10 protein-coding genes are annotated in these 9228 nt (G+C 74.5%); 6 read left to right on the top strand and 4 right to left on the bottom strand.

The annotated features are described in order from the left end of the window. Positions 1-29 precede the first annotated feature (29 nt). Positions 30-734 (top strand): EcsC family protein, encoded by a 705-nt coding sequence (locus tag BAW75_RS05105; RefSeq protein ID WP_104112820.1) that lies wholly within the window; start codon positions 30-32, stop codon positions 732-734. A gap of 40 nt (positions 735-774) precedes the next feature. On the opposite strand, the gene BAW75_RS05110 is transcribed toward BAW75_RS05105, so the two are convergent. Continuing rightward, positions 775-1617, bottom strand: a complete 843-nt coding sequence (locus tag BAW75_RS05110; protein ID WP_104112815.1) for a GDSL-type esterase/lipase family protein — start codon at positions 1615-1617, stop codon at positions 775-777. A gap of 100 nt (positions 1618-1717) precedes the next feature. Further along, complete coding sequence (locus BAW75_RS05115; RefSeq protein WP_043325061.1) at positions 1718-2311, bottom strand: antibiotic biosynthesis monooxygenase; 594 nt, start codon at positions 2309-2311, stop codon at positions 1718-1720. Between the two features lie 164 nt (positions 2312-2475). Between BAW75_RS05115 and BAW75_RS05120 the strand changes: the two genes are divergently transcribed. From BAW75_RS05120 to BAW75_RS05140, 5 genes are read left to right on the top strand one after another with little or no spacing between them, the layout of a single operon-like run. Beyond that, positions 2476-2739: a DUF6343 family protein gene (locus tag BAW75_RS05120; RefSeq protein ID WP_043325060.1), complete on the top strand. Its 264-nt coding sequence runs from the start codon at positions 2476-2478 to the stop codon at positions 2737-2739. Between the two features lie 12 nt (positions 2740-2751). Next, the gene (locus BAW75_RS05125) at positions 2752-4164 is read left to right on the top strand and encodes an NADP-dependent succinic semialdehyde dehydrogenase (RefSeq protein WP_064447512.1); all 1413 of its coding nucleotides are present in this window, start codon (positions 2752-2754) and stop codon (positions 4162-4164) included. 32 nt (positions 4165-4196) lie between these two features. After that, positions 4197-5171 carry a TIGR03885 family FMN-dependent LLM class oxidoreductase gene (locus BAW75_RS05130; protein ID WP_275937792.1) on the top strand — a complete coding sequence of 325 codons (975 nt, stop codon included), beginning with the start codon at positions 4197-4199 and terminating at the stop codon, positions 5169-5171. Positions 5172-5208: 37 nt separating this feature from the next. Further along, a complete protein-coding gene (locus BAW75_RS05135; protein ID WP_104112817.1) occupies positions 5209-6789 on the top strand; it encodes a Na+/H+ antiporter in 1581 nt (526 codons plus the stop codon). Beyond that, entirely contained in the window at positions 6786-7043 is a 258-nt protein-coding gene (locus tag BAW75_RS05140) for a UBP-type zinc finger domain-containing protein (protein ID WP_043325056.1), read from the top strand. The genes BAW75_RS05135 and BAW75_RS05140 overlap by 4 nt, the downstream gene beginning before the upstream one ends. 1 nt (position 7044) lies before the next feature. Here BAW75_RS05140 and BAW75_RS05145 read toward each other — a convergent pair whose 3' ends face one another. After that, positions 7045-7578 (bottom strand): GNAT family N-acetyltransferase, encoded by a 534-nt coding sequence (locus tag BAW75_RS05145; RefSeq protein WP_104112818.1) that lies wholly within the window; start codon positions 7576-7578, stop codon positions 7045-7047. A gap of 23 nt (positions 7579-7601) precedes the next feature. Then, positions 7602-8921, bottom strand: a complete 1320-nt coding sequence (locus tag BAW75_RS05150) for an MFS transporter (protein WP_104112819.1) — start codon at positions 8919-8921, stop codon at positions 7602-7604. Positions 8922-9228: the final 307 nt, after the last annotated feature.

Consider the following 9228-nt stretch of genomic DNA (forward strand, 5'->3'; position numbering starts at 1 on the left):
GCGGGGACGGCGTCGGGGAGCCCGACGCCATCCCCGCCGCCCCCGCCCCGCCGGTGGACGCGCCCGAGGCGCCACCGGCCAAGCTCTGGGACCGGATGCGGGAGGACCCGCAGTACGCCCCGGAGCACCTGGCCCTGGAGGCGGTACGCCGGCTCGGGCCGGAGGCCGCGCAGTGGGCGGCCCGGGAACGCGCCCTGCGGCCGGACGCGCCGCCCGAGCAGCTGGCGGACCAGGCGGTCCGCAAGTTCGTCAACCACGCCCGGCTCTCCGGCGCGGTCTCCGGCGCCGCCGGGCTGCCCGGCGCGGTGATCGACGTGGGCGTGCTGGCCTGGACCCAGGCCCGGCTGGTGCTGCACGTGGCCGCCGCGTACGGCGCCGACCCGACGCACGTCGACCGGGCCACCGATCTGCTGGTGCTCCAGCGGGTGCACAAGGCCGCCCAGACCGCCCGCCTGGCGCTCGGGGTGGCCGCCGGCCGGGAGCGGGCCGGCGCGTTGTTCGGCTCCGCCGCCGATCGGGCGCTGGGCCGGGTGATGCTCCAGCTCGGTGTCCGGCTGGCCCGGATGGCCGGGGTACGCGCCGCCAAGCGGATGTTCGCCAAGGTCGTGCCGGGCGCCGCGATCGTGCTCGGCACCTGGGCCAACTCGTCGGCCACGAAGGAACTGGCCGACCGTACGCGCGCCCTCTACCGGGCCGGTGGTCCCCGGCCGCTTCCCGGCCCGCGTCAGCCCTGACCCTCCTCGGCCCCGGGCCCGTCCGTCCGGCCCGCGCCGGTCAGCTCGCCCAGCCGGACGCGTTCCAGACCACCTCGGCCAGCCGGCCCTGCCCGGCCGCGTTCGGGTGGAACCAGTCCAGCGCGTTCACCTGGTCCAGCGTGAAGCGGTGACGGTGCACCGCGCCGCCGTCCCAGCGGCAGCGTGACCCGTACGCCCGGCAGGCGGCACGGAGCTGGCCGTCGTACGCCTCGATCCGGTCCCGGACGCGGGCCCGGCGGGCCACCGCGGCGGGCGCGGTCGACGTGGCGTCTGCGAGCAGCGCCGGGCAGACGCCACGCGACCAGGCCCGCACGGCGCGGGGCTCGGTGTGCCCGATCTGCCAGAGCCGGTGCAGGTCCGGGATGCTGACCATCAGCACCCGGGCCTTCGGCCGGCCCTCGCGCAACACGCCGAGCGCCGCGTCGACCTGGTCGCGGAACGTGGCGACGGGCGTCATGTCGTCGACGTCGCCCCGGCAGGCGTCGTTCGCGCCGATCAGCACGGTGACCAGGTCGGCCTTGTCGCGTACCGCGGACCGGGCCTGTCCGGTCAGCGCGGACGCGCGGGCCCCGGGCACGGCCCGGTTGTACGCCCGCAGCCCCGGCGCGTCGGCGCGCAGCCGCCGGTAGATGCTCTCCACCCGCAGGCCGTCCCCGGTCGACCAGGAGTTGCGTTCGCAGCTCACCAGCACCAGGCAGGAGCCGTAACCGGTGCTGACCGAGTCCCCGAGCGCGACCAGCACCCGGGGCTCGCCGGGGCGGGGTGTGCCGGAGGGCCGGGGCGACGCCTCGCCGGAGCCGTCACAGGCGAGCGCGACGAGCGCCGCCAGGCAGGCCAGCGCGGCGATCCAGCGTCGAGGCATGGGTTCCCCCGTCGGGCGGCGGCAACGGGCGCGTCGACCCTATGCCCCGGCGGGGTCCCGGAAGCGGTTCTGTCGGCTATCAGGCATAGACCACTGTCGTTCACATCTGTCGTGTCGGCGCAGGCCGGCCGTGCAGCCACCGGTGCAGCAGGCGGGTGATCCGGGGCAGCACCAGGTAGGTCATCAGCGGGGTGAGCACGAGCGTCATCAGCAGCGTCCGCCCGGCCAGCGGCACGTCGGCGAGGAACCGGGCGGTCAGCAGCGTGGCGGCCAGGCTCAGCGGGAAGAACGCCAGCCAGATCGTGACCGCCTGCTTCCAGCGCGGCGGCGCGGCCGGCTCCGGCTCGCCGAACGTCTCGACCACGTGGTCCACCGGCGGGTCGAACCAGCCCTCGATGCCGGTGCGCCGCTCGACCCGGGTGTGCTCGACGATGCCCTGCGCCGAGCTGAGCCACCAGCGCCGCTGCGGCGAGTCCTCCCACCCGCGCAGCGTGTCCGCGTCGGCGAAGCGGTACATCACGTGCCACTCGCCGGAACCGGGGGCGCTGCGGACGAAACCGGCGCCGAGGAAGCCCGGGAAGCTCTCCGCGAGCGCCGTACCGGCCCGCATCCACGCCACCACCTCGTCGGTACGCGCGGGGTCGGCGCGCCGGGACACGGCGACGGTCACGGGTACGGCCTGCGTCGTGGTCATGCCATCCTCTCCACCGGCCCGCGGGATCTCCGCCGGAAACCGGCACCCCGAAGTAACGCACCCGCCCGCAGCGCGCATCCGGCGACCGCCCGCCGGGTGTCCCGGATCACCGGCGTTCCCGCCCCGGCCGGTTATCCCCGCCCGTGCCGGGGTAGGCCCCAGGAATGACCCGATCACAACCCCGGCGCGCCCGCGGCACGGTCGGCCACGCGAACAGCGCCCTGAACCTGCGGCTCGTGCTGGCGACGTTCGGTCTGGTCGTGATGACCGTCTTCGCGGTGCTCGCGTTCGCCGCCGGCATCGCCTGGCTGGGCGTGGTCTGCGCGCTGCTCGCCGTGGTGGCGGTGGTCGACCTGGTCGTGATCCAGCGCCGCCGCGCCGCGCGCCGCCGGGAGGAGCCGGGCGTGCGGCACTCGCTGTTCGAGTGACAGGAGGACGACATGCCCATCGCCACCACCAATCCCGCCACCGGACAGGTGCTCAAGACGTACGACGCGATGTCGGACGAGCAGATCGACGCCGCGATCGAGCGGGCCGACCTGGCCTTCCGGCAGTTGCGTGAGACCACCATCGCGCAGCGGGCCCGGTGGCTCACCGCCGCCGCCGACCGGCTCGACGCCGAGCGCGACGAGACGGCCCGGCTGATGACCACCGAGATGGGCAAGACGTACGCCGCCGCCAAGGCGGAGGTCACCAAGTGCGCCACCGCCTGCCGCTTCTACGCCGACAACGCGCCGGCGATGCTCGCCGACGAGCCGGCCGACGCCGCCGCGGTCAAGGCCAGGCGGGCGTACGTGCGCTACCAGCCGATCGGCCCGGTGCTCGCGGTGATGCCGTGGAACTTCCCGCTGTGGCAGGTCATGCGCTTCGCCGCCCCGGCCCTGATGGCGGGCAACACCGGCCTGCTCAAGCACGCCTCGAACGTGCCGCAGACCGCGCTCTACCTGGAGGACCTGTTCCGGCGGGCCGGCTTTCCCGAGGGCGCGTTCACCACGCTGCTGGTCGGCTCCGACGCGGTCGACCGGATCCTCAGCGACCCCCGGGTACGCGCCGCCACGCTCACCGGCAGCGAGCCGGCCGGCCGGTCCATCGCCCAGATCGCCGGCCGGGAGATCAAGAAGACGGTGCTGGAGCTGGGCGGCAGCGACCCGTTCGTGGTGATGCCCTCGGCCGACCTGGACACCGCCGCCGAGGTCGCCACCACCGCCCGCTGCCAGAACAACGGTCAGTCCTGCATCGCCGCGAAGCGGTTCATCGTGCACACGGACGTGTTCGACGCGTTCGCCGAGAAGTTCGCCGCCCGGATGGCGGCGCTGCGCGTCGGCGACCCGATGGACGACGGCACCGACGTCGGCCCGCTGGCCAGCGAGCGTGGCCGCGACGAGGTGCACGCCCAGGTCACCGACGCGGTGGACCAGGGCGCGACGGTGCTCTGCGGCGGTGAGAAGCCGGCCGGGGACGGCTGGTACTACCCGCCGACTGTGGTCACCGACCTGCGCCCGGAGATGCGGATGTGGTCCGAGGAGGTGTTCGGGCCGGTCGCCGGGCTCTACCGGGTCGGCTCGTACGACGAGGCGATCGAAGTGGCCAACGGCACCAGCTTCGGCCTCGGCTCCAACGCCTGGACCAACGACCCGGCCGAGCAGGAGCGCTTCGCCGTCGACCTGGACGCCGGCAACGTGTTCATCAACGGGATGACCACGTCCTATCCGGAGCTGCCGTTCGGCGGCGTGAAGAACTCCGGGTACGGCCGCGAGCTGTCCGCCGCCGGCATGCGCGAGTTCTGCAACACCAAGACCGTGTGGATCGGCGAGGGCCAGGCCGGCGCGGGCGCCGGAGCGCACTCCGAGTAGACGCGATTGGCCGGACGCCGTCACGGGTAGGAGTGCCCACCATGACGGCGTTCGGCTTCCACGCATCCCACGAGCAGATCCACCCGGCCCGGCTGCTGGAGGCGGTGATCCACGCCGAGCGCGCCGGCTTCGACGCGGCCATGTGCTCCGACCACTTCTCGCCGTGGAGCGAGCGGCAGGGCCAGTCCGGGTTCGCCTGGTCCTGGCTCGGGTCCGCGCTCCAGGCCACGAACCTGTCCTTCGGCGTGGTGAACGCGCCGGGCCAGCGCTACCACCCGGCGATCATCGCGCAGGCCATCGGCACGCTCGGCGCCATGTACCCGGGCCGGTTCTGGGCTGCGCTGGGCACCGGCGAGGCGGCGAACGAGCACATCACCGGCGAGGTCTGGCCGCGCAAGGACGTCCGCTCCGCGCGGCTGCGCGAGTGCGTCGACGTGATCCGGGCGCTGCTGGCCGGCGAGGAGGTCAGCCACGACGGCCTCGTCACAGTGGACCGGGCGAAGCTGTGGACCCGGCCGCAGGAGCCGCCCGCGCTGGTCGGCGCCGCGGTCAGCGTCGCCACCGCACGCTGGTGCGCCGAGTGGGCGGACGGGCTGATCACCGTCAACGCGCCGGTCGAGCACCTGCGCCGGATGATCGACGCCTACCGGGACGCGGGCGGACGCGGCCCGCTGCACCTGCAGGTGCACGTGAGCTGGGCGCCCGAGCAGGCCGAGGCCGAGGCGATCGCGTACGACCAGTGGCGCAGCAACGTGTTCGCGCCGCCGGTCTGCTGGGACCTGGAGACCCCCGAGCACTTCGACGTGGCGAGCGCCGACGTGCCGATGTCGACGGTCGCCGAGACCGTGAACGTCTCCGCCGACCTGGGCCGGCACATCGGCTGGCTGGAGGAGTACGTGGCGCTGGGCTTCGACCAGATCGCGTTGCACCACGTCGGGCAGGAGCAGCGCGCGTTCATCGACACGTTCGGCGCGGAGGTGCTGCCGAAGCTGCGCTCCGTCGCCTGATCACACATCGACGCCGCGGCGCATAGGCTCGACGCTCGTGGATGCTCTGTTCGAGGTAGTGGTCTTCCTGGCCATCGCCACGTTCGGCGCGGCGCTGGCCCGCAAGCTCGGCCTGCTCGCGCCGATCCTGCTCGTGGTGCTCGGTCTCGCGCTGTCCTTCCTGCCGTTCTTCCCGCACGTGCGGCTGGACCCGGACCTGGTGCTGGTGGGCATCCTGCCGCCGCTGCTGTACGTGGCGGCGGTGGAGACGTCGGTGCCGGCGTTCCGGCTCAACCTGCGGCCGATCCTGCTGCTCGCGGTCGGGTTGGTCATCTTCACCGCGTTCGTGGTGGGCACCGTCGTGCACTGGTTCCTGCCCCAGCTGCCGTACGCGATCTGCCTGGCGCTGGGCGCGGTGGTGGCGCCGCCGGACGCGGTCGCCGCCACCGCGGTGGCCCGCCGGGTCGGCCTGCCCCGGCGGATCGTCACCATCCTGGAGGGCGAGAGCCTGGTCAACGACGCCACCGCGCTGGTGCTGCTGCGGGTCGCGATCGTCGCGGCGACCGCCACCACCGGCGGGGTCGGCGCCGGCGACGTGGCCCGGGAGGTGGTGGTCGCGGCCGGCGGCGGCGTCCTGGTCGGCCTGCTCGGCGTGGTGGTCTTCGGCTTCCTGCACAAACGCGCCACCGACCCGGTGCTGGACAACGCGCTGTCGCTGATCGTGCCGTTCGCCGTGGTGTTCGCCGCCGAGGAGATCCACGCCTCCGGGGTGGTCGCGGTGGTGGTGACCGGCCTCGGCATCGGGCACAAGCTGCCGACGCTCATGTCGGCCGCCTCCCGCCTGCAGGTGACGGCGTTCTGGCGGCTGATCCGGTTCCTCCTCGAAGGACTGGTGTTCCTGCTGGTGGGCCTGCAGTTGCCGGAGGTGGTACGCGACCTGGAGGAGCCGCTCGGCTCGCTCGTCGCGATCACCGCCGCGGTGCTGGCCGCCGTCTTCCTGGCCCGGTTCGTGTGGGTGTTCCCGGCCACCTACCTGGCCCGGCTGGTGCCGCGGGTACGCCGGCGCGATCCCGCGCCGCCGGTGCAGTTCCCGGTCGTCATCGGCTGGGCCGGCATGCGCGGCGTGGTGACGCTGGCCGCCGCGCTGGGTCTGCCGCTCACCCTCGCCGGCGACACGCCGTACCCGCGCGCGCTGCTGATCTGGCTGGCGTTCGCGGTGATCGTGGCGACGCTGGTCGGGCAGGGCGCGACGCTGCCGTGGCTGGCCCGGCGGCTGCGGCTGCCGCCGGACGACCCGGTACAGGACGCGCTGTCCGCCGCCGGGGTGCAGCAGCGGGCCAGCCGGGCGGCCCGGGAACGCCTCGACGAGCTGGCCGGGGGCGCGCCGGAGGCGGTGGTGGAACGCCTGCGTGGGCTGACCACCACCCGGGCGAACCTGGCCTGGGAGCGGCTCGGCGGCACCGAACGGGAAACCCCTTCCCAGGCGTACGCGCGGCTGCGTCAGGAGATGATCGACGCCGAGCGGGAGGTGTTCCGGGCCGCCCGCGACTCCGGCCAGATCCCGGAGGAGGTGCTCACGCGCGCCTATCGTGACCTGGATCTGGAGGAGTCACTGCTGCGACAGGAGGTCGTCGAATGAGTTGCCGGCACCTGGCCGAGGCGGGCACGGCCGAGCCCGCCACCACCACCGAGTGCCCGGACTGCGTGGCGATCGGCAACCCCGACTGGGTGCACCTGCGCGCCTGCCTGACCTGCGGGCACGTGGGCTGCTGCGACTCGTCGCCGTACCAGCACGCCACGAAGCACTTCGAGTCGGCCGGGCATCCGGTGATGCGGTCGGTCCAGCCGGGGGAGTCGTGGCGCTGGTGCTTCGTGGACGAGGAGATCGGCTGACTCAGCCGACCCGGCGCTCCAGCACCTGCCCGGTCCACGTCGGGCGGCCCGGCCGCTCCACGGTGAACGGCTCGGTGGCGGTGAACCCGCAGCTCTCGTAGAACCGGACGAGCGCCCGGTCGGGGCTGCGGAAGCAGTCCACCCGCAGCAGGCCGACGCCGCGTTCACGGGCCAGCTCCGCCGCGTACGCCAGCAGCGCCGCACCGACCCCGCGCCCCGCGTACGCCCGGTCGGTGACCAGCAGGTTCACGTACAGCTCGGGTTCGGTGGCCGGCGGCACGTAGTTCGTTGCCGCGCCCACCACCAGCGCGCCCGCCACCGTCGCGTCGATCTCGGCCAGGTACAGGCCGTTCCCGGCCGCCCACTCCTCGGCCTGGGCGATGCGGCGCGGGTCGATCGACGCCGGCTCGGTGCCCCACTGGTCGGTACGCCCGAGTTCGGTCAGCCAGGCGGTGGCGCTGTCGAGCAGCCGCAGCAGCGTCGGGGCGTCGCCAGGTCCACCGGGGCGGATCGTGATGCTCTGCTGGTCGGTCATCCCGTCATGCTGCTACACGCCGTTCACCCCGGCACACCGGCGGGCCGGGTTTCCGGTGCCCGCCGGTTCGCGATCGCCCGGCGGGCCAGCGCCGGGGCGGCCAGCCCGGCGGCTGCGAAGATCCCGCCGAGCACCAGCCAGCCGACCGGCCCGCCACCGAGCACCAGCAGCGTGAGCAGGCCCCGGCCGAGCGCCTGGGCCAGCCCGGCGAGCAGGCCGTCCGCGCCCTGGTAGGCGCCGATCGCGTCGGGTGGGGCCAGGTCGTAGGCGAGGCCCGCGCCGGCCGCGCCGTGCCACAGGTCGCCCACCGTCCACACCGCCGTCGCGACGAGCAGCAGCACGACCGCCGGCAGCACCGGCAGGACGCCGGTCACGGCGTACAGGGGTGTCGCCGCCGCGAGTACCAGCCCGGCCCGGCGCAGCTTCCGGGCGGCCGGCGCGGCCCGCTCCGCGCCCCGGCTCAGCCGGACCGCGAGCAGCACGGTGAGCACCGTGTTTGCCAGCAGCACCGCCGACACCACGGGTGGCGGCGCGCCGGCCCGGTCCACGGTCCACAGCGGTACGACGAGCACGAGCACCGTCACGTGCGTGCTCAGCACCGCCGACGCGCCGCTGACCGCGAGGAACCGTCCGTCCCGCAGCGGTCCGCCGCGCCGCCGCGCGCCCGGTCCGCGTCGGGTGCCACCGCCGGTCGTCATCGCTCCGGGCGTCGTCTCCGCGTCGGGTGCCGGTCTCGCCGCCGTGGCCCGGCGCGCGTCGGCGGCCGGCTGCGGCGGCAGGCGCAGCAGCAGTGCCGCCGAGAGCAGGTAGGTGGCCGCGTTGCCGACCACGAGCACCTGGTAGGCCCGGTGCGTGTCCACCGCGAGCGCGATCCCGGCCAGCGCGGTACCGACGGTGATGCCCAGGTTCGCCACCGCGCGCAGCGTGGCGAAGGCGTGCACCCGGCCGTCCGGGCCGCCCACCGCCGCCACGAGCGCCGCCCGTACCGCCAGGTTGCCGGTCGCGAGCAGCGCCTCCGGCACCGCCACCGCCAGGAACGCCGGGAACGAGCCGACCAGCAGGTACGCGAGCGCGGCGACCGCCTGGCCCACCTGGAGGACGGCCCGGAGCGTACGCGGATCCGACCTGTCGGCCAGCGCGCCAAGCGGCACGCTCGCGCTGAGCCCGACCAGCCCGGCGACTGTGAGCCCGGCGCCAACCGAGGTGGCGGAGAGGCCCACGTCCCGGGTCAGGTAGAGCGCTCCGCCCGCCAGCCACAGCCCCGCGCCGACGGTGTTGACCAGCGTGGCGTACGCGAGCGTGCGCAGCGGCCCGGGCGGCGGGAGCGGCGAGACACGTCCCATCAGCGGGGTCCGGCGAGGGCCATGGGTCGACGCTAGGACTGTTCCGACGGGCCCGGAGCCCCGCTCGGGGCGACGCCCGTCACACCGCGAGGCGGCGCTGGGCCTCGACCCGGGCCGAGCGTGTCACGACGGCGGCCGGTGGCCCTCCGGAAAGGTGAGGCCTCGAGCGATATGACTCTCAGGCATATTTATGGGTCTTGTGACGTGTCTGTGGGTGGTTGGGCGCGTCGTTGATGGCGCACGCCGTTGTCCTGCCTAGGTTCTGGCTTGTCGAAGGTCAGAACTTGATGGGCGGGAGAACGGCGTG

It is taken from the genome of Micromonospora chalcea, from assembly GCF_002926165.1.
Classification (GTDB): Bacteria; Actinomycetota; Actinomycetes; order Mycobacteriales; family Micromonosporaceae; genus Micromonospora; species Micromonospora chalcea.